Origin of the sequence: Lacibacter luteus, assembly GCF_004118265.1 — a bacterium.
Taxonomy (GTDB): Bacteria; Bacteroidota; Bacteroidia; order Chitinophagales; family Chitinophagaceae; genus Lacibacter; species Lacibacter luteus.
The window spans coordinates 348597-374280 of sequence record NZ_SDHW01000003.1; the positions used below are offsets into that span (position 1 = coordinate 348597).

The 25684-nt window shown below is 40.9% G+C and carries 15 protein-coding genes; 11 read left to right on the forward strand and 4 right to left on the reverse strand.

Annotated elements, in window-relative coordinates; genetic code table 11:
- Positions 1-39 precede the first annotated feature (39 nt).
- Positions 40-393: a hypothetical protein gene (locus ESA94_RS12620; protein WP_129131262.1), complete on the forward strand. Its 354-nt coding sequence runs from the start codon at positions 40-42 to the stop codon at positions 391-393.
- A gap of 64 nt (positions 394-457) precedes the next feature.
- Here the strand turns inward: ESA94_RS12620 and ESA94_RS12625 are convergent, their stop codons facing one another.
- The gene (locus tag ESA94_RS12625) at positions 458-5371 is read right to left on the reverse strand and encodes a S8 family serine peptidase (RefSeq protein ID WP_164972730.1); all 4914 of its coding nucleotides are present in this window, start codon (positions 5369-5371) and stop codon (positions 458-460) included.
- 310 nt (positions 5372-5681) lie between these two features.
- Between ESA94_RS12625 and mfd the strand changes: the two genes are divergently transcribed.
- The 6 genes from mfd (at position 5682) to ESA94_RS12655 (ending at position 15076) form a co-directional block, all read left to right on the forward strand.
- Positions 5682-9101 (forward strand): transcription-repair coupling factor, encoded by a 3420-nt coding sequence (gene mfd, locus ESA94_RS12630; protein ID WP_129131264.1) that lies wholly within the window; start codon positions 5682-5684, stop codon positions 9099-9101.
- Between the two features lie 77 nt (positions 9102-9178).
- Complete coding sequence (locus ESA94_RS12635; protein ID WP_129131265.1) at positions 9179-10219, forward strand: sensor histidine kinase; 1041 nt, start codon at positions 9179-9181, stop codon at positions 10217-10219.
- Positions 10219-10926, forward strand: a complete 708-nt coding sequence (locus tag ESA94_RS12640; protein WP_129131266.1) for a LytR/AlgR family response regulator transcription factor — start codon at positions 10219-10221, stop codon at positions 10924-10926. The genes ESA94_RS12635 and ESA94_RS12640 overlap by 1 nt, the downstream gene beginning before the upstream one ends.
- 226 nt (positions 10927-11152) lie before the next feature.
- Positions 11153-13780: a TonB-dependent receptor gene (locus ESA94_RS12645; RefSeq protein WP_129131267.1), complete on the forward strand. Its 2628-nt coding sequence runs from the start codon at positions 11153-11155 to the stop codon at positions 13778-13780.
- A 153-nt stretch (positions 13781-13933) separates the two neighbouring features.
- Positions 13934-14299 (forward strand): DUF4870 domain-containing protein, encoded by a 366-nt coding sequence (locus ESA94_RS12650; RefSeq protein ID WP_129131268.1) that lies wholly within the window; start codon positions 13934-13936, stop codon positions 14297-14299.
- Positions 14300-14419: 120 nt separating this feature from the next.
- Positions 14420-15076, forward strand: a complete 657-nt coding sequence (locus ESA94_RS12655; RefSeq protein WP_129131269.1) for a hypothetical protein — start codon at positions 14420-14422, stop codon at positions 15074-15076.
- Positions 15077-15143: 67 nt separating this feature from the next.
- On the opposite strand, the gene ESA94_RS12660 is transcribed toward ESA94_RS12655, so the two are convergent.
- Together ESA94_RS12660 and gyrB are read right to left on the reverse strand one after the other, a co-directional pair.
- Entirely contained in the window at positions 15144-15341 is a 198-nt protein-coding gene (locus ESA94_RS12660; RefSeq protein ID WP_129131270.1) for a hypothetical protein, read from the reverse strand.
- Between the two features lie 173 nt (positions 15342-15514).
- Positions 15515-17503, reverse strand: coding sequence for a DNA topoisomerase (ATP-hydrolyzing) subunit B (gene gyrB, locus ESA94_RS12665; RefSeq protein ID WP_129131271.1), 1989 nt, complete (start codon positions 17501-17503; stop codon positions 15515-15517).
- A 256-nt stretch (positions 17504-17759) separates the two neighbouring features.
- Here gyrB and ESA94_RS12670 point away from each other — a divergent pair, with 256 nt between their 5' ends.
- The gene (locus ESA94_RS12670) at positions 17760-18692 is read left to right on the forward strand and encodes a helix-turn-helix domain-containing protein (protein ID WP_129131272.1); all 933 of its coding nucleotides are present in this window, start codon (positions 17760-17762) and stop codon (positions 18690-18692) included.
- Positions 18693-18698: 6 nt separating this feature from the next.
- Here the strand turns inward: ESA94_RS12670 and ESA94_RS12675 are convergent, their stop codons facing one another.
- On the reverse strand, positions 18699-19304 hold the full coding sequence (locus ESA94_RS12675; protein WP_129131273.1) for a hypothetical protein: 606 nt from the start codon (positions 19302-19304) through the stop codon (positions 18699-18701).
- Between the two features lie 381 nt (positions 19305-19685).
- Between ESA94_RS12675 and ESA94_RS12680 the strand changes: the two genes are divergently transcribed.
- The 3 genes from ESA94_RS12680 to ESA94_RS12690 all read left to right on the forward strand — a co-directional run bounded on the left by ESA94_RS12680 (position 19686) and on the right by ESA94_RS12690 (position 25674).
- Complete coding sequence (locus tag ESA94_RS12680; protein WP_129131274.1) at positions 19686-22037, forward strand: TonB-dependent receptor; 2352 nt, start codon at positions 19686-19688, stop codon at positions 22035-22037.
- Between the two features lie 11 nt (positions 22038-22048).
- The gene (locus ESA94_RS12685) at positions 22049-23170 is read left to right on the forward strand and encodes a PepSY-associated TM helix domain-containing protein (protein ID WP_129131275.1); all 1122 of its coding nucleotides are present in this window, start codon (positions 22049-22051) and stop codon (positions 23168-23170) included.
- A 152-nt stretch (positions 23171-23322) separates the two neighbouring features.
- Positions 23323-25674, forward strand: coding sequence for a TonB-dependent receptor (locus ESA94_RS12690; protein ID WP_129131276.1), 2352 nt, complete (start codon positions 23323-23325; stop codon positions 25672-25674).
- The last annotated feature ends 10 nt before the right edge of the window (positions 25675-25684 follow it).

A 25684-nucleotide genomic window follows, 5' to 3' on the forward strand; every position in this document is an offset into this window, starting at 1 on the left:
TGCAAACGGCAATGTTATTGACCTAAACTTTAGGAAGAAATGATAGACCTTACTCAATTAACCCTTGAAATCCTAGGTTTCATACCAGGTGACATCTTTGGCCTAACACAATCAACCCTTGAAATTCATATCGTTCTTTTCGGTGGTTTGGTTTTTGTGAGCATGCTTGTTGGGTTCTTGTATGGCCGCAAGAGCATAAAGGCTAAAGAAAAGCGGATATTAGAAGTTGAAGAAGAGATGCTGGCTGCCCATCAGGAAATTCTGCAATATGCAAAAGCCAATAAGCAGCTGAAAGAAACCCTGGAAAAAGCAAAAATCCCTTATCCTGTTACCCGAATAGATGAGGAAGAAGATGAAAAAGTAAGAAAAATTCCTCTTGGTAAAATTGGATAACTTCAATAAACGAAATAAAAAAAAGAGCCATTTGGCTCTTTTTTTTATTGACTGTATGTTTAGCTTATAACTTGCCTTTCGTTATTTTCTTCGTGTATTTTTCTTTCCCTTTTGTATCTCTTATTTCTACAAAGTAAATACCCTGTGGCAGTTGGCTGATGTTGATTCTTGTGTCGCTGTAATCTGTTTGCAGCAGTTTCATTTCCTGGCCAATACTGTTTACGATACGTACTGTAATTGAACGCACCTGTGGTTTATTGCCTACATCAATCATTAAGTTGCCCGCCTCATCAGGAAAAACGTTTTTAATAAATACGCCTGTTTCCGGCACGTTGGGTACATCGGTTACCAGTTGTGTTAAACCCATATCTACAGCATTGATCCAGAATTCGGAGAAGCTTTTTACTTTAAACTCTGCATAATAGCCGTTGTTAAATGGCACAACATCAACTTTACCCGAATCAATAAACTGGAAAGTGCCATCTGTACCATCGTTAAGTAACCCGTTTTCGAACGAGGCGTAACCGCTGTATTTTGTTACTGCCGCAAGAAACGCATCGGTCAACTTAATGCAACCCGTGCAACTTGTTGCAGATAGTAACCTGACAACTTCCTGTTCTGTAAAATACAATCGTACAAGCACACTGTCGGTTGGTGCATTTGCAGAGCTGATGACAAGATTACGATCGAGATAATACTGGTTGTTCATGTAGCGCACAGGGTTCGTATTGATGTAAACACTAACATCGGTGCTGCCAAGATTTTGTCCTAATGGATTGATAGATGCAATACGGTTACCGCCGCTGTTAAAATGTACCCAGTTATTACCGGTTACTGTTTGGTTGTTATTTATAACATCAGCACCGGTGTAAACTGTTACTTTATCAAAGATGTGGATATCATCAATGCCCGCACCTTCGTATTGTGTTAATTCATCGCTTTCCAAAACAAAACGGAAACGGATATTAGCTGCATTCGGCAACTCTGTACTCGATACATGCCAGCGCTGTATACTTTTTCTCCACGATTGATTATTACTCGAATCGAACCAGTTGGTTCCGTTAACAGCTGTTAAACGTTGCCAGTTGTTACCATTATCAATACTGTATTCAAGCGAATGATAATCGCAATTACAATTATCTTCCTGTTGCGATATATGACTAAAGCTTAGAACAGGTTGTGTTAAACCACTCAGGTTAAAGCATGGAGAATAGAGATAAGCAATTTCATTTTGTTTGTATCCGCCGTTTAAAGTGTTGTACCAGCCTTTGCCTTCGCTTGCCGATCTGTTCATGAGCGATTTATCGGGTTTACCCCAGCGCCAGCTGCTGTAACTTAACGTGTCGGTAAACCAGTTGCCGTTGCTGTTATTAAAACGTTCGAGATATGGAAATGTATTTACAACAGCACTGCTGTAAACGTACTGATTGGTAATGCTGTCGTTTACAGGATAATCATCACCTGGTAATTGAACCCATGCGTCAATTTTATGTGCTTTTAAAACAGATAAGTCGGCAGTTGTGGTAAACGTATAATTTATTTCGCTGTTGGCAGGTAACGAACTGATGCTGCCTGCAACAGCCGTTCCATTATTAATGCGGTAGTAAACCGGTACGTTATTAAATACAGATGCAGTTGTATTTTTTACTTTGATGGTTACAGCAGTTGCACCTGCATTGCAAAGGAATGTGTCTGGTGCAATCAACTGTGTCAATAACACATCGTTGTTTGTTTGTACAATCCGTAAATCGTCGAAAGTAAAACCATCGTCCATGTCGGTTGCGTCAAGATCGTAGGTGGCGTTGTTGGCAGACGTTGTACTCTGCTGGTCGAATCGGATTTGAAAACTTGAACTTAATGTTTGTCCGAGTTCATTAATATTAATGCTGATTCTTTTTGTGTCGCCAGGCTTACCTTGATTTGCGGAAAGATCATATATTTTCACCCAAGGTTGTACATCGCTGCCACGCATCCAAACAGCAGTTCCGGGTTGTTTTAATTGCCCGTGATTTTTAAAATTGAAATCGAAACGTAAACCTTGTGCGGCAGTATAGTTGCTAAGGTTTACTGTAGCCGATAATTGATTGTTTGCTAATGTGCCGTTGTAAGTTATCGCATCTAATGTAATAGCTTTACCTCCGTTTACAGCAACACCACTGTTTACAAAAGTGCGCAGGCGGCCATTGTTGCCGGTAGTAAAATCAAAAGCAGGTAAGCTGTTTAATGCAAAAAAACTTGTTTTGTATTCTGATGTATCAGCAGCTTCAAATGTTTCAATAAAAGGTAACAGCACCGGAGCATTCGCAACATGTCGTACGGTATAAGTAAACTCATCATTTGCTGTTTGAGCATCGCCTGTTTGTTTTACGGTTACCTTAACGCTGTACGTTCCGGGAACAACAAAGTTTGCAGGTGTGGTAAAAGTGTAATTTGCAGTTCCTCCTGCTGCAATAGCCGCAGATGATATTTCAGAAATAACAGCACCTCCGTTTATTTGATAGGTTAATGTATAACTGCCGCTTGTTGCAGCATCGTCGAGATTTTTAATACGCACTGTTACAGGATGTGCAGCCGTTAACGCATTGCTCGTAAATAGTCGCCCGTTTAACGGAGAAAGTAGAGAGTCTATTTTTAAATCTTTATCAAATTCAGCAGCAGTACAGGGAGTGCTACCTGTAGGTGTAATTGTTCTTGCAGTTGCTCTTATGCCAATCGAATCGTTTATGCGTGCACGTACTGTAAACCAGTATGCCTGTGTTTTATTTAAGCCATTTACACGATAGCTGGTACTTGTAGTTGTACCCAATGATAAAAAACTCCCGTTTTGTACTTGCAATACTTCATAATCGGTAGCTCCGGTTACAGTAGCCCAACTAAGGTTTACATACCCCTCGCAAGGAGCTGCAACGGTAATTACAGGACTTGAAAGAATTGTAAAAGTACCGGACATCGTTACAGTAGTACCAGTACCATTTCGGGTTACCCTTATTTTCCCTTTGTTTGTGGGTGTATTAGGAACAATCCAAACATACCTGTTTGTACTTGCAGAAACATTGTTATTAATTACTGACCAAGATACTCCTTCATCCAACGATACTTCAATTGTAAACGAATTATTGCTGTTATCGCTGGCATTCCATCGAATTACTTCCGAAGTGGCGGGACCGATTTTTTCTCCTCCAACAGGGTATTCAAGTTTTATTTCATTTCTAAGAAACTCATATGTAACAAAATACTCCTGTGGCCCGGTTGGGATTGTACTACCGTTCACCTGAATGGTAATATTTGAGCCGGGATTTGAAAATGTAACCTGCTCTATATTGTTAATATTATCGATACCACGAACGGCATTGTTATTAACAGTACCGGGTGAAGGATTCAATATCCATGGTTGGTAGGTTGTAACTCCATCTGTAACGGTAAGGTCAAGATCGTTTACCAATGCTTTTGGCGCCAATGGTGAAGCTTCTTTATCGTGCCAGTACAACATCACTTTTACCTGTGTGGTTCCAGGCGGTACTGCGATTATTTGAGATTGTAAAGTGCCTGTTGTTATACTATTACTGTAATAACGTACTTGCTCAATGGCTTCTACCGCTTTTCTCGGGTTAATTAAACCGAAGCCCCAGTTATAATCGGGTCCGGGGTTTCCACGGTCATCGCCTGTGTTACAAATGATCGCTTTTAACAATGCCGATTTCGGAAGGCTGTTTGCATGAATTTGTTTATAGCGTTCTGTTAGCAAAGCCCAAACACCTGTAACAAAAGGAGCTGAGTGGCTGGTACCATAACCGCCAGCATATCCATTATTCGATGAAGTGGAAACAACATTATATCCACTGGCTACAATTTCAGGCTTAATACGTCCGTCTTTTACGGGTCCACGACTTGAACTTACATTTAGTGTATCGCTGTCAATGGAGTAATCGCCAACATCTAAAACATTCTTCGCTACCTGGTACCCACTTTTGATTGTTGCAAAAGAAGCAGGATAAGGAGAACAGGTTTTACCGCCATCGTTGCCACAGGCGAATATATGTTGCAGAAAAGGATTGTTACGCATTTGCAGGTCGGCATACAAACTCAGTTCGTTGTACTCGCTGTTACCTGGACAATTCGCCAAACCATTATAATACGAGTTGTTGGTAACTGTCATCTTATAATCAGCAAAATATAGTCCCGACTTAATAAGAATATTATCATAGAAATCAGCAATTACAACTGCCTTAGGAGCAGCTCCTCCGTAACGTTCAACAATTAATCCTTTGCCAATAACAGAACCTGTTACAAGCCGTCCGTGGTTATACGAAATAAACACGGGGTTACGATTAATGAGATTGTCGTCATTGTCAAGATGGCTGGGATTTGCATCATCTCCAACGCCGACAAATACACCAGAGCCGGATAGTTTTCTTCCGGAAGTTTGACTGCCGGTAAGATTGGTCAGTCCAAACATTTGCCTCTCCCTTCCGTTTAATGGTTGCACTTTTAAAAAAGAAAGATTAATATATGCTACAAACGGAAGTTCACTCACAGCTTTAATAATAGTTGATGAAATTGAAACCTGTGCCAACCCTTGGTTAAGGAAGTCGCTTTTTGTAAGCTGAACCCCTAAGCCTTCCAGTTTGCTTTTTACATCAGTCCATTTAACGCCTTGTACAAGTTGTAGATTAAGTAAAGTAGAAACCTCCTGTTTGTTGTCGGATAAATAAACGATCAATTCATTTCCCAGTTTTGCTTCAGCTGGCATTTGTACAAAAGCTCTTACACCGGCATTGTACAATTGAGAAAACAACGGCAGTTTTTTCATACGTACCTGGTAAACATTATCAGGTAAATAGGTAAGTAATTCAACTCCAATTTCTTTAAGCAATAGTTGTTGGGCGTTGGTAGTTGGTTTTTCAAATGCAAGTAAAGAATAACTCCACTCGCCCATTCTGCCTTTACGAAATTCGTTATTAATGCTTTCAACAGTCATGTTTTCCCTAACTGTTAAGTCGCCGGTTTTTAACCGGATGGTTGTTATGCTTTTTTGCGCATAAAGCGAAAAGGAAAGGCTGGAGAACAACAGAAACACAATTAAGATCCTGCAACCAGAATATAAAGTCCCCAAAGTTGTTTTTTGAAATAATCTACGTAAAAGAAGGAAAGGCGGATATGCGTATTTCATGGAACAGGTTTTCAGAATTTGGATTAACTCAAAAATAGGTAATATAACCATAAAACGAAAGCTTTTGAGCGATTAGTTCTTATGGAAGATAAAGGCCGCCTTTGTATCTTTGCCGCCTGTGAATTTTGAGTTGTTGCAGCAAAAGTTTAGTGATGACCCCCGCCTTTTTCAACTGGCGGACAGGCTTTCTTTTGCCCAAACGCAACGCATCTATCTCAAAAACCTGCTGGGAAGTGCTTCGCAGTTTGTAGCAGCTTCGGTGTTTAATCATCCATCTCAGGAAAATTACAACCACCTGTTTATTGTAAACGATGCGGAAGAGGCGGCTTACTTCCACAATTCGCTGGAGAGTATTACCAACGAACTCAACCTGTTTTATTTCCCGTCATCGTTCAAACATCCCAAGAATTTCCGGCTGCTCAACTCATCGCATGTAATGTTGCGTACGGAAGCGTTGACGAAGTTTTCCATGCCCACAGGCCAACGTGTTGGAGCAATGGTCACTTATCCCGATGCGTTGTTTGAAAAAGTTGTGTTGCCCAAAAAACTGCAAGGCAATATGCTGCTCATCAAAACCAACGACACGCTTGACGTTGACAACATGATGGGCTTTTTGGTTGATCTTGGTTTTACAAGAACTGATTTTGTGTACCAGCCCGGGCAGTTTGCCGTACGTGGTGGTATCCTCGATATTTATTCATTCGGTAATGAGAAACCATATCGTATTGAGTTGTTTGGCAACGATGTGGACAGCATCCGCATCTTTGATCCCGAAACACAGTTGAGCGAACGGAGATTGGTGCAGGTAAGCATCATTCCCAATGTGGAAACGCAATTTGAAAGTGGAGAGAAGGTTTCGTTGTTTGATTTCCTTCCGGAAAACACCGTTGTGTGGGTGAAAGATTTTGATGTGGTGAAGGAGCGACTACTCACTATGGAAGAAGATCTGGAGCAGTTCCTGAAATTACCTGCATCGAAACAGGATCATGATGAAGATGATCGACTGGAAAAAATTGATCTGAACGAACAAGATTTTATCACTGCTGCAATCGTTGAAAAACAAGTACAGCAATATCATACAATTGAGTTTGGTTATGAACCGCACTTGTTAAACACTGTTGAAGAACAGAACAGGTTCGTGTTGGAATATCATACCAAATTACAACCTGCATTTAATCGTCGCTTTGAATTACTGATAAGTGATTTGAAGAGTTGGAGTACAAAGAAATTCGAGTTATTCATCTTCGCCGAAAATCCTAAACAACTCGAAAGGCTGCACAGCATCTTTGCTGATCTGAAAGCAGAAATACCCTTCACTCCAATTGCATTGGCAATTCATGAAGGGTTTATTGATGAAGGCCTGAAGATCGTTTGCTATACCGATCATGAAATTTTTCAGCGTTATCATAAGTACAAAGTCAAGCAGGCGTATAACAAGAGCAAGGCATTAACCATTCGTGCATTAAAAGAATTGCAGCCCGGCGATTATGTAACGCATATCGATCATGGTGTGGGTACATATAGTGGTTTGCAGAAGATAGAAGTGAATGGTGTAATGCAGGAAGCTGTGCGGCTGATCTATAAAGACAGTGATATTTTGTATGTGAACATCAACTCACTCCACAAAATTTCGAAATACACCGGTAAGGAAGGTAGTGTTCCCAAGATCAACAAACTCGGCAGCGATGCATGGCAGCGACTGAAGGAAAAAACAAAAACGAAAGTAAAAGAGATCGCTTTCGATTTGATTCAACTGTATGCACAGCGAAAAGCACAGGAAGGTTTTGCACATACTCCCGACAGTTATTTGCAAACGGAACTGGAAGCTTCGTTCATGTATGAAGACACGCCTGATCAGAGCAAAGCAACGGCTGACGTAAAGAAAGATATGGAATCGCCATCACCAATGGATCGTTTGGTGTGTGGTGATGTTGGTTTTGGTAAAACAGAAATTGCAATCCGTGCAGCGTTCAAAACTGTGTGCGATGGAAAGCAGGCTGCCATCATGGTGCCAACAACCATTCTTGCTTATCAACACTACAAAACATTTAAAGATCGACTTAAAGATTTTCCTGTCACAGTTGATTATGTGAACCGTTTCAAATCAACCAAAGAGAAGAAAGAAACCTACAAGCAGTTAGAGGAAGGCAAAGTTGACATCATCGTTGGTACACATGCCTTGCTGGCAAAAGATGTACACTTTAAGAATCTTGGTTTACTGGTAGTGGATGAAGAACAGAAGTTTGGTGTAGGGCATAAAGAAAAAATTAAAACACTCAAGACGAATGTAGATTCGCTCACACTAACGGCTACACCTATTCCACGTACGTTGCAATTCAGTTTGATGGGTGCAAGAGATCTCAGCATTATGAACACGCCACCGCCTAACCGTCAGCCGATACAAACGGAAGTGCAGGTGTTCCAGGAAGATTTTATTCGTGATGCAGTTTATTTCGAAACAGAACGTGGCGGGCAAGTCTTCTTTATTCATAATCGTATTGCTGGGTTAGCGGAGATGGCTGCTATCATTCAACGTTTGTGTCCCGACCTCAGCATTGGTTTTGCACACGGACAAATGGAAGGTCATGAACTGGAAGAACGCATCTTCGATTTTATCGATAAGAAATACGATGTACTTGTTTGTACAAACATTGTAGAAAGTGGTGTGGACATTCCGAATGTAAACACCATCATGATCAACAATGCCCATCAGTTTGGTTTAAGCGATCTGCACCAGTTGCGTGGACGTGTAGGCCGCAGCAACAAAAAAGCATTCTGTTATTTGCTGGCGCCACCCATGAGTACATTACCGAACGATAGTCGTAAGCGTTTGCAAACATTGGAACAACACAGCGAATTGGGAAGCGGTTTCCAGATAGCCATGCGTGATCTGGATATTCGTGGTGCAGGTAATATGCTTGGCGGTGAGCAAAGTGGTTTTATGGCCGAGATCGGTTTTGAAATGTATCAGAAAGTATTGGATGAAGCCATTCGTGAATTGAAACGTACCAAGTTCCGTGAACTGTTTAAAGAAGAAATTCAGGAGCAGGAAAACTATGTGAAAGATTGTGTGATCGATACTGATCTTGAAATATTGATTCCCGATGCGTATGTTGAAAGTATTGCTGAACGTTTGAGTTTGTATACAAGACTCGACAACTGTGAAACAGAAGAAGATCTTGTTGCATTCCATACAGAACTTATCGATCGTTTTGGTCCCATACCTCCACAGGTGGAAGATCTGTTTACCACTGTGCGTTGCCGTAAGCTGGCGGTTGAACTTGGTTTTGAAAAAATGACCTTGAAGGAACAAATACTCCGTTGTTACTTCATTAACAATCCCGATTCGCCTTATTTTGAATCACCGGTGTTCCAGGGCATCATGCAGTTTGTGCAAACCTCACTCAACAAAGCGCAACTGAAACAAACCGGCAAACTCTTCCTGTTGGTTGTAAGAGATATGGATAGTATGGAAGCATTGCTGCGCCTGTTAACCCGTATGCATGCTGCGGTTGTGGAAAAACCGGTTTCTGCTTAAGCCTTCTCATCGACAGATTTTCCCCTTTCGTCGCAAAACAGAAAACTTTCAACTGAATAAATAAGTACTTTGTATGCATGAGCGGCAAATGGTATACACGCAAATCGGTTGTTTTTGGAATGCATGTTTTATTCTGGGCATTATTCCTTGCGCTTCCTTTTTTACTAAGACCTGTATCTGATAGCAGGGCACACACAGACGAGAAGCCTGATGGCATGTATTACCTGCATTTTATTAAAAACTTTCTCTGGATCTCGCTCTTTTATTTCAATGCGTATTTTTTGATACCGGTATTGTTTTATACAAGAAAATATAAACGTTACATACTTGCATTGCTGGCATCGCTTCTTTTTATATGGCTGGCCGACAGGTTTATGTTCGCTTTGTTAATGCAGGGATATGAATACAGGTTGCGTAACTTTTTAGTGTTTAATCTTCCTGTGTTTATTTTCATCACATTGGCAAGCACCGCTTTCCGTACTATTCGTGACAGGATTACAGAAGACAGTGAAAAGCAGCAACGACAGAATGAGAACCTGAAGACTGAACTTTCATTTTTACGTTCGCAGGTAAGTCCACACTTCATGTTCAATATCTTAAACAACATGGTGGCACTGGCAAGAAAGAAATCGGATATACTGGAACCTTCACTGATCAAACTTTCTTCACTCTTACGTTATATGTTATACGAAACAGATGAAGACAAAGTATTGCTTGATAAGGAAGTTGATTACCTGCAAAGTTATATTGATCTGCAACGTTTACGTTTTGGCAAGAATGTACAGATCAATACCGAACTGCAGCAAACAGCCATTGCTTATACCATTGAACCAATGTTGCTGATCCCATTTGTGGAAAATGCATTTAAGCATGGTGTTGGTATGATCGAAGATGCACAGATCGATGTCAACCTGAAAGTAGAAAAAGATCAATTGTATTTTTCTGTGCGGAATAAATTCAGTGCTGCGAGCGAAAATGAACCGAAAGACAAAACATCGGGCATTGGTTTGGCGAATGTAAAAAGACGTTTAAATTTATTGTATCATCAAAATCATTCGTTGATGATTGATAAACGGGATGGTTGGTTTACTGTTTCACTTCAATTAAAACTGCATTAATGCTTCGTTGTATTGCAATAGATGATGAAGAACTGGCACTTGAACTGCTGGCAGATAACATCAGCAAAGTTCCTTTTCTGCAATTGGTAGCGGCCTGCAACAATCCGCTGGAAGCGTTACGCATTATGCAGCAGGAACAGGTTGATCTTGTTTTTATTGATATACAAATGCCGGGGTTGAATGGTCTGCAGTTTATTCAAAGCAGTCCGCAACAATGCATGTTCATTCTTATTACCGCATACGAAAAATATGCACTGGAAGGTTACAACCTGAATGTGGTTGATTATCTGTTGAAGCCGGTCGAGTTGAATCGTTTTATACAGGCATGCAATAAAGCCAACGAACTGCATCAGCTCAAACAAAAACCAAAACAGGAATCTACTCAACAGTCTTATTTTTTTGTGAACGTAGAATACAGTCTGCACAAAATTGAAAAGGCTGACATTACCTGGATCGAAAGCCTGAAAGATTATATTAAGATTCATCTCAAAAGCTCAACCAAACCGGTTATCACCCGCATGAGTTTAAAATCGGTGGAAGAGCAATTGCCTGCACAGCAGTTTGTGCGTATTCACAAGTCTTTCATCGTGGCTGTTGCGGCCATTACTTCTATTCGTAAAAGCAGTGTGTTTATCCAGGATATGGAATTGCCCATCAGTGATAATTTCAGGGAGAAGCTCTTTGCAGTTATCGGTCGTGCTGAATAGCCAGTCCGAAGCTTACAAGTGCCTTTTCGTCATTTCGATCCCGCCCGTAGCGGGAGAGAAATCCCTTTTTTTTCGGACAGTTTAAAATTTATGAGACCTCTCCTTACGTCGAGGTGACGTTAACTTACAGATATCGCTCTTTTCGTCGCATCATTTTCCCTTCTCGTCTCATTTGCCCTAATCAGCCCTTCTCGCCGGTCTACTTTTACATTATAAATTATCTCAAATGAAAAAGTTTATTCTGGCACTTGTGGCAATCGTCACTTTTCAAATAGCAAAGGCGCAAATGCCCGGTGCTGCTCCTAACCAGGCACCTCCAAGTATTGGTCGCATTTATGGAAAATTGATTGATAGTACAGGAAAGTCAATTGAAGGCGCTTCGATTGTTGTATTGCAAAATAAATACGACAGTGCAACGAAGAAAAGAAAGGATGTATTGTTGAAAGGAACCATCAGTGCAGCCAATGGCGATTTTAATATTGAAGCCTTGCCGATCATGGGCCCATTGAAATTAACCGTATCGGCTACAGGATTTGAAGCATATACACAAACAGTAACGTTTCAACCGAAAATGCCTGCGGGTGCTGCACAGCAAAAACCTGCTAACGGACAAATGCCCGATATGAGTGCAATGGCTTCTGCATTTGAAAAAGATTTAGGTAAGCTGAGCCTGGTAAAATCGGTAAAAGAATTATCGGAAGTTGTTGTAACAGCAACAAAGGGAAGATTGAAAATGGATATTGATAAAAAGGTATTCAGTGTTGATCAAAATATTGTGAGTGCAGGAGGTACTGCAGTTGATATTATGAAGAACGTTCCTTCGGTGAATGTTGATATTGATGGAAATGTAACTATGCGTAATGCATCACCACAAATTTATATTGATGGTCGCCCAACAACTTTATCACTTGATCAGATTCCTGCAGATGCCATTGAAAGCGTAGAGATCATTACAAACCCATCTGCAAAATATGATGCATCGGGTGGCAATGCGGGTATATTAAATATTGTATTGAAGAAAAATAAAAAGAACGGTTACAACGGTAACGTAAATGTGGGTATTGATAAACGTGGTGCGATCAATGGCGGCGCAAGTTTAAATCTCCGTCAGAATAAATTTAATCTTTCATTGAGCGGTTTTGGTAACCAGATGAAAAACCGTAACACAAGTTCAACAGATATTACAAGTTTGCTTACAACGCCGAATGTATTGGTAAATCAAACAGGTAGTACAATTATGAATGGTGGTTTTCTGTTTGGCCGTGCAGGTGTAGATTATTTTGCCACTAACCGTTTAACGCTTTCATTGTCTGCTGTAAGAGTGCATGGTGAGTTTAGTCCTGATGCTGTTTTGAAAACGGACAGCAGTTATAACAATGCTTCGTACATCAGTTTCAGCAACCGTACAACAGCAACAAAAAGAGAGTTCAACGCAACCGGCATACAAGGTGGGTTTAAATATTTATTTCCAAAAGAAGGAGAGGAGTTAACAGCCGACTTCAACATTTTCAATGGCCGCAATAGTAACAACCTTAATTACAACACCGGCATCTATACCTATGAAGGCGGTGCAAAAACAGGAGAAGTATTGCAGCAGATATTGGGCAGTGGCACAAACAACTTTGTTACCATCCAGGCCGATTATGTAAAACCATTCAGCAAAGCCGGTAAAATTGAAACAGGTGCAAGAGTGCAGTTGCGCACCATGACGAATAATCAATCGAACTACATGTTCAATAATTCAACAAATGAATATGTGTTGGTGCCGAACGCAACAAGCAATTATAAAAACAAAGACAATGTATATGCAGCATATATTTCAGTAGGAAATCAGCATAATAATTTTGGGTACAAAGTTGGTTTGCGTGCAGAAAGCTCTGATTATACCGGAGAGTTGACAGATACAAAACAAAGCTTCAGCAATAAATATCCGTTGAGCTTATTTCCATCATTGTTCTTAAGTCAGAAGCTGAGCGATAAGCAGGAGTTGCAGTTTAGTGTAACACGTCGTGTAAACCGTCCGTTCTTTATGCAGGTGATTCCGTTTATTGATTCAACAGATCAGTTGAACTGGACAAGAGGTAATGCAGCGTTGAAACCTGAGTTTACCAACTCGGCTGAAGTATCGTATTCAAAAACATTTAAAGGAGGCAATACAGTTTTAGTGTCGGCGTATTATAAATACACAACCAACTTAATCACACGCTTCCTTGATACAGTTACACTGGCATCAGGCGAAAAACGTCCGATCAGTACGTATCAGAATGCACAGTCAAGTCAATCGTATGGTGTTGAGTTTACATCACAAAATGTATTGACAAAGTGGTGGGATCTGAATTCGAATCTCAACATTTATAATTCAAAGATCAATACAGATAATATTACAGGCACATCGCAGGCTGCAATGTGGAGCTGGTTTGCAAAAGTGAACAATAACTTTAAACTGCCTGCCGATTTTAAAATTCAGTTATCGGGTACGTATCAATCAAAAACCAATTTGCCGGTGAACCAGAACAGTGGTATGGGAGGTCCGCCAATGGGTGGTGCGCAAAGTGCAGCGCAAGGATATATTAAAGCCAACTGGGGTATTGATGCCGCTATCTCCAAAAGTTTCTTAAAGAACAAAGCAGCAACTGTAACATTTAATGTGAATGATATTTTCAGAACAAGAAAGATGGATCAGTATTCAGCAAGTTCGTTCTACATACAGAACAGTTATCGTTTAAACGATGTGCCGATGTTCCGTATCAACTTTGCATACAAGTTTGGCCAAATGGATATGTCGCTCTTCAAGCGTAAAAATATGAAAGCAGAATCTGAAGGCTCGCAAGGAGCCATGCAGGGAATGCAGTAAGATTGTTTTTAGATGAGAGGTTTAAACCCTGTGCACTTGTTGCACGGGGTTCTTTTTTATGGGCAGTACAAAATTTAGTCTTATTTTTAAGGAGACAAAGTTGCTGTTCTTCCTTCTTTAACCGAATACTTTAAACATTAAACCTTTTAATCAATGGAACAAAACTTTGCAGATTTAAGAGAAGTACGGTATGCCAATGTTAGCGGCGATGAACGCTCTATAGCGATCCTAACACATGTCTTATCGATTTTCTTTTCAATTATTGCCCCACTCATTATTTATCTTGTAAAAAAGAACGACTCACGTTATGTTGGTGAACATGCAAAAGAAGCTTTGAATTTCGGAATCAGTGTGTTTATCTATTGCATCATCTGCATACCGCTGATCTTTTTAATAATTGGTATTTTTCTGTTGATTGCTATCGGTATCGGTTCTCTCATTCTTTATATTCTTGCTGCAGTAAAAGCGGCAGATGATGTATTGTACAGGTATCCGTTTACCATCCGCTTCATCAAGTAATTTTACTTTTTTTAAGTTAATTCATTGATAAAGGCTTTCAATATGAAAGCCTTTTCTATTTTTGGTACTGCAATTGATCCTTTTCCTATGACATGTTGTTGTTCATTAAAACCGAAGCTTATGAAGCATATTCTACTCTTACTCTCTCTTTCTTTAGTTATTTCTTCCTGCGCCAGAAAAAAAATGATGGAACGTGTACAGCAGTACAACATCCGCACTATTGCTATCTTACCGGCACAACTGGAAGTAACAGGTAATATTCCCAAAAAGCTTACAGCAGAACAGGTAAAGGAAATGATTGCCAAAAACAACGCATTTCTTAATCGTGCTTTATACATCGACCTGGTGCAGTATGTAGATACCCGCTTGCGTCGTTACTCACAAGTACAGTTTCAAAGTTCGGAGCGAACAAAAAAGCTGTTGGAAGAAAAAGGGCTTAGTGATTCTGCTGTTTGGCAAATGGATCCGATGGAGCTGTCGAAAATATTAGGTGTTGATGCGGTAGTTTCAACTAAGGTTACGCAAAATCATATTCTCAGCGATGAAGTAGCATTGGGCGTGGATATTGTTGGTGGTATTTTAAACAGAACAATACCCGGCATTGGTGTACCTACGGGTGCAGCACGCACCAGCGATATGTTTGTGAGCAGTGCTTTAATTAAAGAAGGATATACGGTTTGGAGCACTCGCTTTACCAACCAAACCGACTGGAATTATCCGTTCCAGCAATCCATACAAAATGTAACAAGAGCTATTGCAAGACGGTTCCCGTTATAAGAAAGCAAAAGCAATAAAAAAGTCCTGTACACATTGTACAGGACTTTTACTTTATGGTAGAAATTAATTAATCCCAACCTTTCTTAGCAGTACCTGCTTCAATGGCAGCCAATGCTTTTGCTTCGCTCAGCAAAGAAGTTAATTTGTTCCCTTTACCGTCGTTGCCTTGAGCCATATATCCGCCCTTAGCTGTACGTGTGATCACTGCATCCAGAATTGGAACATTCTTCTCTTTCGTTTTTACATTATACGCTGTTAATTGCATAGTTTAAATGTTTATGGTATTAGTAAATTAGTTGTCTTTCGGCTTTGCCGTGCGGGCTAAAGTACGGCTTTTAGGCAAAAAGCCGGTAAAATGCTTTCCACAGCTGTAACCAAGTGGTTTTCAACAAAAAAAGCGACTTTACAAGTCGCTTTCTGTATATGCTTTGTTCTTAATTACACATCAATGTTTGCATACTTGGCGTGGGTTTCAATAAACTCACGGCGTGGTGCTACTTCATCACCCATCAACATACTAAACACACGATCTGCTTCTGCAGCACTTTCAATAGTTACCATTTTCAGTGCTCTTGTTGCAGGATTCATGGTTGTTTCCCAAAGCTGATCGGCATTCATTTCACCCAAACCTTTGTAACGCTGTACACCAACACTCTCATCTTTACCGCCACCAAACTTCGCCACATATTCTTTGCGTTGCTCTTCGTTCCATGCATAAGCCATTTCTTTACCTTTCTTTACCTGGTAAAGTGGTGGTTGTGCTAAGTAGAGATAACCCTGCTCTACAAGCGTGGTCATATATCGGAAGAAGAAGGTAAGAATCAACGTTGCAATGTGGCTACCATCCACATCGGCATCCGTCATGATAATGATCTTATGATAACGGAGCTTGCTGATGTCGAGTGCTTTTGGATCTTCAGGGGTGCCCATCTTTACACCAAGAGCAGTAAACATATTACGGATCTCTTCGTTATCGTAGATCTTATGCTCCATTGCTTTTTCCACGTTCAGAATCTTACCACGCAAAGGAAGAATGGCCTGGAAGCTACGGTCACGACCTTGTTTGGCTGTACCTCCTGCCGAATCACCTTCCACAAGGTATAATTCGCAACGTTCAGGATCACGATCAGAACAGTCGGCCAGTTTACCCGGTAAGCCACCGCCAGTTAATACGGTTTTACGTTGTACCAACTCACGGGCTTTGCGTGCAGCAGCACGTGCCTGCGCTGCAAGAATAATTTTTTGAACAATGTTCTTAGCGTCTTTCGGATTTTCTTCGAGATATGCTTCGAGCGTACGGCCAACAGTACTTTCAACAATGCCGGCTACTTCACTGTTACCAAGCTTGGTTTTTGTTTGTCCTTCGAATTGTGGTTCGGGAACTTTTACCGAAACGATGGCGCTCAAACCTTCACGGAAATCATCACCTTCCACATCCACTTTTGCTTTTTCAAACAAACCTTCACGTTTACCATAAGCAGTGAAGATACGTGTGATGGCACGGCGGAAACCCGTTACATGCGTACCGCCTTCAATCGTATTGATGTTGTTTACGTACGAAAAAATATGTTCGTTGTAGGAATTGTTATAGATCATGGCCACTTCAACTGCAACATTGCTTTGCTCATCACGACCTTCCATATAAACAACCGATGGTAACAACGGATCACGCTTACCATTACGGTCGATCATTTCAACAAACTCCACAATACCACCTTCGCTGTAAAATGTATTGGTATAAGTAGCACCTGCTTCATCGAGCTCACGCAGATCGTTTAATGTAATGCGGATGCCTTTATTCAAAAAAGCAAGTTCACGCAAACGTGCTTCAAGAATTTCTTTTTTGTAAAGTGTGACAGTGAATATGCTGCCATCGGGCCAGAAATGAACACGTGTACCTGTTGCATCACTCGTACCAATTTCACGAACAGCATATTGCGGAATCCCAATTCTGTATTCCTGTTCAAACATTTTTCCTTCACGCTGTACTGTTACATGCAACTTGGTAGAAAGAGCGTTTACGCAACTTACACCCACACCATGCAAACCGCCCGATACTTTATACGAACCTTTATCGAACTTACCGCCGGCGTGCAACACGGTCATTACAACTTCAAGTGCTGAACGCTTTTCTTTTGTATGCATAGCGGTGGGGATACCACGGCCATCGTCCTGCACACTAATGCTGTTATCTTCGTGAATGTTAACGGTAATGTTTTTGCAATAACCTGCAAGCGCTTCATCGATCGAGTTATCTACCACTTCATATACGAGGTGATGTAAACCTTTTTCGCTGATATCGCCGATATACATGGCGGGACGTTTACGAACCGCTTCTAAACCTTCTAAAACCTGGATACTGTCGGCGCCATAACCTGCGCTTTGTGCTGCTGCGTCGAGGGCTGTTTCCTGTAACTCTGTACTCATATATTGCTTCTCAAAAATCTGATTGGGAGTGGTGAAAATAGATTCGGACAAATGTACGGAAAAGGCATGGGTTGAGGTGAAATAAACGATTGTTTTTCACCCACAAATTCCACATTTCGCAGCCATTTTTGAGCGCTGTTTTTGATATACGAGCGAAAGCGCAAGCCTGCATTTGCGTAAGTAGTTTAAAACATGACAAAACTCTGTCAATCAACAGCTCTTTACAGCAAGTGTAAGTAGTTATCTTTGCTGGCCCATGCAGCAGGTAAATGACATACTTACACTCGCCAACCGAAATCCGGTTTTAACCCATGAGCTGGATTTGGTGTATGAGCAGGAAAAACAGATTCCGGGCTCTGTGCAGTATGGTATTTACCGGTATAAACTGCAACCGCATGTTACTCCCGAAGACACGGCCGTACTGCTGTACAATTACGAAACCAAGCACACCAAAGAACGTAATATTGAATTACGCTTTTGTGTAAACGGCAATAAGTATTGTAACAGCAAAACCTGTGCAAACGGTGTTTGTAAAAAAACATCGGCCGATTGCGAAGCAAACCCAACAATTGATGTGTTTCTGTTCCGCTTTTCTCCTGCTTATCTTACACCCTTTGTAAAAGGCAGAACCATTGTTACCAAAAGCGATCGTGTACTGGCGTTTAAAGAAAAACAATCGTTTTCTACTACGGTTACTCTTTGCAGCAAAATCAGAACAGTACTCGATAATCTTTTGCAGCACAACTACAGCAATGCACTTGAAAATATTTATGTAAACAGTCAGCTGCAGAGCCTGTTGCTTTATGGGCTGGAGTGTTTAACCGATCAGAAAGCTGAAGAAAGTTTTGTTTGCCGTTTTCTTGCAACCGATACAGCACAGGAAACTATTTTGCAGGCACGTGAAGTGCTGCTGCAACGCATTGGCGAACCTATTACCATTAAAGAGTTGAGTCGTAAAGTAGGTACCAATGAATGTTATTTAAAGAAAGGGTTTAAAGAAATGTTTGGTACCACCATTTTCGAATTCTATCAAACACAACGGATGGAGCATGCAAAATATTTGTTGTACGAGAAAGGATTAAGTGTAACAGAAGTAAGTGCAATGCTTGGCTATTCTTCCATCTCTCATTTTTCCACCGCATTTAAAAAACACACCGGGTTAAAACCTTGTGAGTTGTTATTCCGCTAAAACTTTTCAGGAGTTGATGTTTGCATGAAAGCTTTTTACAACAGCTTCATTATCGTTTTTAAGTACAAGAGAACCGGTAAAAATTAACAGAAGTCCCACAAGCTCTGTAAAGTAGAATATTATACTGATGTCCATATTGCTGTGCGATTTTCCAAAACCGGGCAGCAGACCTCCAATTGTAATAATAAGAATACCGAAAAACCTTGTTCTGAATCTGGTTGACTTGCTGTATTGAAACGCAGAAAAAAATGCAGCTCCGGTAAGTAAAACAAAACTGTATAAATGAACAACTCTTGTCATTGGCCGGATGAACTCCCATTCAAACGCAGATCCGTTTAAACGGTTACCATCAGGAATAACAGAAACAGGAGAAAGCAAAACATATACTGCGGCAACAAGAATATATGCTGCGCCAATAAGCATTAGTATATCGGCAGTTTTTTTACGAAGTATAAGATAGAGTAAACCCGTAACCAGTGCCCAGCCGCCTACCAATGCACCGCTTATATACCAAAGCTTGAAGTTAAATGCATTAAATCCTGATAAGGAATGGATGCTTTCTGCAAAAGCCCCTGCTCCGTATGCAGCCATGCCTAAAGCAAACCACAACATATAAGATGTATGGGAACGACGTAGAAAATCCTTCAGGAGGATTGCAAAAAAAACAAACGACAAAACCGTTGTTGCTACAGGTAAAAGGTACATAAAAGTTTTGGTTGCTGATTTAAAAGTACAAAAAAACCGACAAGTAAACTTTCGACATAACGAAAATCATAAAACGTATTTGTTATGATGTAACTGCAACAAGGGTATGCATGTAAATTGAAGTTTCCCATTTGCGTAAACCAATTTCCCGATTCGGGAGCACTCATCATTTCTGCACAAATATTTTTGCATCCGCTTAACAGTAACTGTTGAGCAGTTAACAACTTGCAGAAGCAACGTATTTTCTTCTGTATGCATGCCATCGAACCCAATCAATGATTCAAAAAGATGAAACAAATCTGCTTACTTATCCTGTTGTGCAGTACTCTGTGTTTTTCGTTTGCACAAACTGCAACAGGTATTATTAAAGGAAAAATCACCACTGCCGATAACAAACCCGGTGAAGGTGTAACCGTATTAGTAAAGAACTCTGTAAAAAATGCTGTGGCCGATAATGAAGGTGTGTTTGAATTAAAGAACATGCAGCCCGGCAGTTATACACTTGTTATCAGTCTTGTTGGTTATAAAGATACCGAACAGGATGTAACCGTTGAACCTGGTAAAACAGCTACGGTTGATGTGCAACTCAGCTTATCAGATAAAGAACTGAATGAAGTTGTTGTTGTTGCCAACAAAAACAGTTTTAAAACAAACCGTGTATCAGGATCGTTGCGTTTAAATACGCCTATTCTTGAAATACCACAAAACATACAGGTAGTTACAGCACGCCTTATTAATAACCAGCAGATCTTTGATATGCTGGAAGGCGTTACACGTAACGTTAGTGGTGCAACACGTGTTGAGCATTGGGATAACTATGCACGCATCACCATGCGTGGCAGCAATGTAGCAGCATTCCGTAATGGTATGAATGTATCTACAACATGGGGACCATTAACAGAAGATATGAGCATGGTGGAGCGTATTGAATTTGTAAAAGGACCAGCAGGTTTTATGTTGGCGAATGGCGACCCAAGTGGTTTTTATAACGTCGTAACCAAAAAGCCTAGCGGCCGTAACAAAGGCGAAGTAAGTGTATCGGTTGGTAGTTTTGATTTTTACCGTGCTACCGCTGACCTTGATGGTAAATTATCAAAAGATGGAAAGCTGTTGTACCGCATAAATGTAATGGGACAATTGAAAGGTTCTCATCGTCCGTACGATTTTAACAACCGTTATACTGTTGTGCCGGTGTTGAAATATTTAATTGATGAAAAAACATCGGTTACATTAGAATATACGCACCAGTTCTCCGAAGTAAATGTGATCGGCTCCAACTATGCTTTCTCCAAAAGAAAGTATGCTGATCTGCCTCGCACTTACACCACTGCAGAAGTAAACATGCCTTCTACAAAAATGAACGACCGCAATGCGTTGCTCATCTTCGATCATAAATTTAACGACGACTGGAAGTTTACTGCACAGGCTGCATATTTCAATTACACACAGGTAGGTGCTTCGCTCTGGCCATGGGGTTTTGATGCAAGCAACGACAGCTTAATGCAACGTGGTATGAGCATCTGGGATATTCTCGGCATCAGCAAAATGGGACAGATGTATGTGAGTGGTGAAGTGGCAACCGGCAAAGTATCGCACAAAATACTGGCAGGTGTGGACATGAGTAATAAAGAATACTTCCACGACTGGAACCAAGGTGGAGTTGTTGGTACCGCTGATTTTAATATTTACAATCCGCAATATGGTACTTCCATTATCCCAACGTTTGATCGTTCAAAAGATATTCGTCAGCGTGGTGTGCGTTATTATAATGGCTACAGTGCATTTTATGCGCAGGATGAAATTGGTTTCTTCGAAAACAAACTTCGTTTAACACTGGCCGGTAGATATACCACACTCAACACCGGTAATGTGTACAGCGGTGATTTTAAAAGCAGCAAATTCACACCACGTGTTGGGTTGAGTTATTCAATTGATCGCAACACAGCCGTGTATTTTGTAAACGATCAATCTTTCCTTGAAAACTTTGGTGCCGATTGGCAAGGCAAAGCATTTGATCCGCTTACAGGTACAAATCTGGAATTGGGGATTAAGCGTGACTGGTTAAAAGGTAAATGGAATACATCGGTATCTGCTTACCAGATCACACGTAATAATGTATTAACTGCCGATCTGGATCATCCGAATCCTACCGGTGGTTTTTATAACCGTCAATCAGGTCAGCAGCAAACAAAAGGTGTTGAAGTAGATATTCGTGGCGAAGTGGTGAGTGGACTTGACATTTTGGTAAACTATGCCTTTACCGAAGCGAAAGTGACAAAAGACAGCGATCCTAAAAATGTAGGTGTGCAGGTGCCCGGATCAAGCAAGCATATTCAAAACAGCTGGATCAATTATAAAGTACAGAATGGAGCATTGGCCGGTTTCGGTGTATCACTCGGTTACCAATGGCAGGTGCAACGTTCTTCCTGGTATGTGTTTGATGGCAGCGATAAAAGTTTACCTGATTACTTCCGTTTAGATGGCGGTATTTCATATCAAAAAGACAAGATCGGGTTCAACTTGTTTGTCAATAATCTTCTCAATAAGTATCTCTATTCGGGTGGTCCTTATGCCGATTATTTTTACTGGCAGGCAGAACCCGGTACCAATGCACGTTTCAGCATTAACTATCGCTTTTAATTGCATTGAGTATGACGTTTAAAAAACTCATTGGAAAAATTCACCTCTGGCTCGGACTAGCGTCCGGGCTGGTGGTTTTAATACTAGGCATCACCGGTTGCATTCTTGCATTTGAAGTGGAGATACGAAATGCAACAGAGAAATTCCGTTTTGTAAAAGCGGAAGACAAACCTTTTCTGCCGCCATCTGCATTAAAAACAATCGCAGAAAAACATCTTGCTTCTAAACTTGCGTTAGGTGTTGAATACCCGGGAAAGAATAAAGCCGCATCAGTGATGTACTATGATGAAACACATTATGAGATCGTGTTCATCAATCCCTACAACGGTGAAGTACTGAAGCATAAAAACATGACCAAAGACTTCTTTCGGATTGTACTCGATGGTCATTTTTACTTATGGTTGCCACATGAAATCGGTCAGCCAATTGCAGCAAGCGCAACACTTATTTTTTTAGTAATGATGATCACCGGATTAATTCTTTGGTGGCCACGCAACAAAGCTGCACGCAAACAACGCTTCAGTGTTAAGTGGAGTGCAAAATGGAAACGTAAGAATTATGATCTGCATAATGTGCTTGGTTTTTACATGACATGGGTGGCCATCTTTTTGGCCATTACAGGTTTGGTATTCGGCTTTCAGTGGTTTGCAAAATCGGTGTACTGGGTTACAAGCGGCGGTGAAACAAAACAGGAAGACAAACATCCTGTTTCGGATACAACAAAGCCTGCAACTGTTGCCAACATGGCCGATTATCTCTGGCAAAAACATTTGCATGAAGTGCAGCCGAATGAAAGCATGGGTATTTATTTCGCACATACATCAACCGATCCGTTTGAAGTGGTGGTGAATCATAAGCCAGGCACTTATTACAAATCCGATTTTTATCATTACGATCAATACAGTGGTAAACATTTACCTGCGCAGGGTAGTTACGATGGCAAGTTCAAGGATGCAAAGCTGGCCGATAAGATCGTTCGCATGAACTACGATATGCATGTGGGCGCCGTGCTGGGTATTGCCGGTAAGCTGCTGGCCTTTTTTGCCAGCTTGATTGCCGCCAGTTTACCCGTAACCGGTCTGCTCATTTGGCTGGGACGAAGGCGAAAACAAGCAACTGTTTTTTCTAAATAACAAGAGGCACGCTCAAAGCGTGCCTCTTTCTGTTTTGAAACCTGCATAAATTCCTTATTTCGTAAACGCTTTTTACTGATAGATGATGGCTATCAATCTTAGCTGACTGACATTTGCGGTCTGAAAAAATAAAACAGATAAATCAAGCTAAGATGAACAGACGATTTTTATTCCTTTGCCTTTTTGTGTTTCCACTGATTGCATTTGCACAAACAGGAACAATTAAAGGAACCGTACAAACCAATAACAAAAAAGCAGCTGCTTCAGCTTCTGTTCGTTTGAAAGGACAGAAGAAAGCAACCATTACTGATAACGAAGGAAGTTTTGTTTTTGAACAGGTTGAAGCAGGTATTTATAAACTCGAAATATCAGGTGTTGGCTACCAGCTCACGGAAAAAGAAGTAACTGTTGCGGGTGGTGAAACAACTGAAGTAAACATTGAGGTAACAGAACTGCAAACACAATTAACAGAGATCATTGTTTCCGCAGGCCGTACTAAAGAAACCATCGACAAAGTACCGGCTTCAGTTTCAGTAGTAGGCTATAAAACACTTCAACAGAATCTGACCATTACGAGCAATCCTGGCGATATCTTAGAAAACCGTGTTCCGGGTCTTGCTCCAAGTACTGGTCTTAGCAGCAACTCGGGGCAAACACTGCGTGGCCGTAGTTTGTTGATAATGGTGGACGGAGTACCACAATCAACACCATTACGTAACGGAGCTATGGATCTTCGTGCATTGGACCCTGCCGTTGTAGAACGTATTGAAGTAGTAAAAGGCGCTACGGCTATTTACGGTAATGGTGCTGCCGGTGGTTTGATCAATTATTTTACCCGTGCACCTAAAACAGGTAAACTTTTTAACAGCCAGACTTCTGTAGGTTCAACCGGTTCGCTGGTAAATAATTCCAATAGTATGGGTGGGCGCTTAAGCCAGATGTTTTATGGTAATACAGGAAAACTGAGTTATGTACTGAGTGGTGTGTATGAACAGACAGGCGAATATAAAGATGCTGATGGCGATGTGTTACCTCCTGTATATGGTTTGGGCGAAACTGATTCGTACAACGCTTTTGCAAAACTTGGTTATGAATTTTCGCCAAAGCATAAAGTGCAGGCCAGCTATAACTTTTTCAGCAGCCGCCAAACAACCAATTATGTTACAGTAAACGGCGATTATAAAACCGGTAAAAAAACATCGGCCACCGAAGGCCAGTCCAAAGGTGTGCCACAAGGTGTAAGGGGAAATCATAACCTGGGCGTGCAATTCAGTGGAGAAACAGGTGTTGCCAATACACGCTACGATGCTGATGTGTATTATCAGAGCGTAGATAATATCTTTTTCTTTTCCGAAGCATTTGTGGGCGGTGGTATCTCCCGCATTTTATCGAAGAAAACAGGTGCACGATTGGTGCTCAACACTCCGCTTACTTATAACAACTTTGATGCAAACTTTACTTATGGTTTAGATGCACAACGTGATGTTACATCGCAACCACTGGTTGATGGTCGTGTGTGGGTACCTGAGATGGATATGTTTAACCTTGCACCATTTGTTCAAACAAAACTTACCTTTTTTGATAAACTGGTATTGAAAGCTGGTGTGCGTTACGAAACAGTAAATATCGGTGTGGATGATTATGCAACATTACCAAGCCGAAATACAACAACAGGTGTTGTTACGCCAGCAATGGATGTAAAAGGCGGTACTTTAAAATATAAAGCACTGGTGGCAAACGCAGGCTTGCGTTATAATCTTTCCGATTATTTTTCTCCTTTCGTCAGCTTTTCACAAGGGTTCAGTGTATCGGATATTGGTTTGGTGCTTCGCTCTGCAAGAGTAAATGATATTGCAAAGATCAATACCGAAGCTGTAATTGTAAACAGTTACGAAACGGGTTTTACCAGCAAGATCAAAAACATTCGTTTTGAAGCAACCGGTTATATCAGCACTTCGAGCCTGGGCGCCAACAGTGTGTACAACAACGGTGCATTTGTTGTTGTGCGGGCTCCTGAATTCATCTATGGGTTTGAACTGGCAGCTGATGTACAGGTGTTGAAAAACCTGCAGGCAGGAGTTTCGTATAGTTATGTAGAAGGCAAACTGGATGCAAACAACGATGGCGATTACAAAGGGCAAACGGATGAATACCTGCCCGGTCAGCGTATTTCGCCTCCCAAAATTGCAGGGCATGTTGATTATGCAATTCTGCCCGGTAAGCTGAATGTGCTTGTACAATACACAGGCATTATGAGCCGTAACCGTTTTGCAAAGAACAGTGCAGGATCATACGATCCTTACAAAGCACCGGTAAAAGCATATAATCTGTTCAACACATCTATCGGTTATAACTTCAATGCAAGTACATCGCTCAACCTGGGTGTAGAAAATATGTTCAACGAAAATTATTTCACGGCCCGTTCGCAATGGGGAGCTTTTAACGACAGCTACACCAAAGGAAAAGGTGCATCGTATCGTCTTACACTCAATGTGAAAATTTAATTTTGCAACA

Bases quoted from the DNA above. Each gene is read 5' to 3' on its own strand.
- ESA94_RS12645 (WP_129131267.1), top strand. From the start codon at position 11,153: ATGAAAAAGTTTATTCTGGCACTTGTGGCAATCGTCACTTTTCAAATA.
- ESA94_RS12685 (WP_129131275.1), top strand. From the start codon at position 22,049: ATGACGTTTAAAAAACTCATTGGAAAAATTCACCTCTGGCTCGGACTA.
- ESA94_RS12660 (WP_129131270.1), bottom strand. From the start codon at position 15,341: ATGCAATTAACAGCGTATAATGTAAAAACGAAAGAGAAGAATGTTCCA.
- ESA94_RS12635 (WP_129131265.1), top strand. From the start codon at position 9,179: ATGAGCGGCAAATGGTATACACGCAAATCGGTTGTTTTTGGAATGCAT.
- ESA94_RS12620 (WP_129131262.1), top strand. From the start codon at position 40: ATGATAGACCTTACTCAATTAACCCTTGAAATCCTAGGTTTCATACCA.
- ESA94_RS12680 (WP_129131274.1), top strand. From the start codon at position 19,686: ATGAAACAAATCTGCTTACTTATCCTGTTGTGCAGTACTCTGTGTTTT.
- ESA94_RS12690 (WP_129131276.1), top strand. From the start codon at position 23,323: ATGAACAGACGATTTTTATTCCTTTGCCTTTTTGTGTTTCCACTGATT.
- ESA94_RS12625 (WP_164972730.1), bottom strand. From the start codon at position 5,371: ATGACTGTTGAAAGCATTAATAACGAATTTCGTAAAGGCAGAATGGGC.
- ESA94_RS12650 (WP_129131268.1), top strand. From the start codon at position 13,934: ATGGAACAAAACTTTGCAGATTTAAGAGAAGTACGGTATGCCAATGTT.
- ESA94_RS12655 (WP_129131269.1), top strand. From the start codon at position 14,420: ATGAAGCATATTCTACTCTTACTCTCTCTTTCTTTAGTTATTTCTTCC.
- ESA94_RS12675 (WP_129131273.1), bottom strand. From the start codon at position 19,304: ATGTTGTGGTTTGCTTTAGGCATGGCTGCATACGGAGCAGGGGCTTTT.
- gyrB (WP_129131271.1), bottom strand. From the start codon at position 17,503: ATGAGTACAGAGTTACAGGAAACAGCCCTCGACGCAGCAGCACAAAGC.
- ESA94_RS12670 (WP_129131272.1), top strand. From the start codon at position 17,760: ATGCAGCAGGTAAATGACATACTTACACTCGCCAACCGAAATCCGGTT.
- ESA94_RS12640 (WP_129131266.1), top strand. From the start codon at position 10,219: ATGCTTCGTTGTATTGCAATAGATGATGAAGAACTGGCACTTGAACTG.